This window comes from Mesorhizobium sp. M7A.F.Ca.ET.027.03.2.1 (assembly GCF_003999175.1).
Taxonomy (GTDB): Bacteria; Pseudomonadota; Alphaproteobacteria; order Rhizobiales; family Rhizobiaceae; genus Mesorhizobium.
The window spans coordinates 1-1,153 of the sequence record NZ_RZOM01001442.1; the positions used below are offsets into that span (position 1 = coordinate 1).

The following is a 1,153-nucleotide window of genomic DNA, read 5'->3' on the forward strand; positions in this document are numbered from 1 at the left end:
CGGCCAACGCTGGTCGACCCACAGTTCGGCATACCAGCGCAGCGACCAGCCCGGCGTCGGAAATGCCAGCGAATTGCTCGAGGTCAGCGACATAGGGATCACGATCAGCAGGGGCAGGATGATGAACGCCAGCAACGTCGCCGCATAGGCATACATCAGCCACTTCCGGAAGCGGTCGGCGCTCATGCGACATGCGCCTTGCGGCGGAAGAGGACGGACGCCGTCCAGAACAGCAACGCAAACAACACGAGGATCATCAGCAGTTGCAGCGAAAGCGCTGCACCCATGCCCCAGTTCAGTGTGCTGTTCGTGTAGAAAGCTATGTAGCTGGAGATCATCTGGTCGGTCGGCCCGCCGACAAGCGTCGGGGTGATGTAGTAGCCAAGTGCGAAGACAAAAACGATCGCCCCGCCAGACAGGATCCCTGGCAGGATCAACGGCAACTGCACGCGGCGCCATGCCGTGAGCCACGGCGCACCCAGCGACAGTGCCGCGCGCATGTAGGTGGTCGGAACCCGCCGCATGACAGCGACGACGGAGAGCACCATCATAGGCAGCAGAACCTGAACCATCGCCAAATAGAGCGAAAAGCGGGTGTAGATGAGGTCGAGGGGTTCGCTGACGATACCCAATCCGAGCAGAGTGGAATTCACGGGGCCGTTCTTCTGCAGCACGATGATCCAGATGACGGTGCGCACCAGCAGCGATGTCCAGAGCGGAAACAGGATCAGCGCGAACATGAGCTTCGACCAGGCCGGCGGCGCGCTGACAATTGCCTGCGCCAGCGGCACGGCGAGCACCGCGCAGATGACGGTCACCACGATGCTGATCCAGATCGTACGCAGCAGCGCGTCGACGAAGATGGCGCGGTCGGCGGAAACGGCTTCGATCGAATTGTCCGCGCCTCGCTTCAGGTCCAGGCTCGCAAGCAGATAATAGTCCGTTCGCGCGCTTTGCTGGCGCGCTATGACCTGCCAGAGATCGATGTCTTTCCAACCGGCCTGTTTGGCGAGCACCTCGTCGCGCACGGGGCGCATGTCGAGCTTGCCGTCGGCCGCATCCTTTGCCGTCTTGATGACGAGGAAACGGCTGCCGACGACGCGCTGGTTCACGAGTTGCGCCAGGACGCCTTCCTTCCCGGCGCGCCGCGCGT

General features: G+C 62.4%; 1 protein-coding gene and 1 pseudogene. Both read right to left on the minus strand.

Features of this window, described 5'->3' with window-relative positions; genetic code table 11:
- Window positions 1–186: pseudogene (locus EN750_RS35430) on the minus strand (ABC transporter permease); the annotation flags it as partial.
- On the minus strand, window positions 183–1,153 hold a 971-nt coding region (locus tag EN750_RS35435; RefSeq protein ID WP_210212799.1), incomplete at its 5' end, for an ABC transporter permease. The pseudogene EN750_RS35430 and the gene EN750_RS35435, both read right to left, overlap by 4 nt.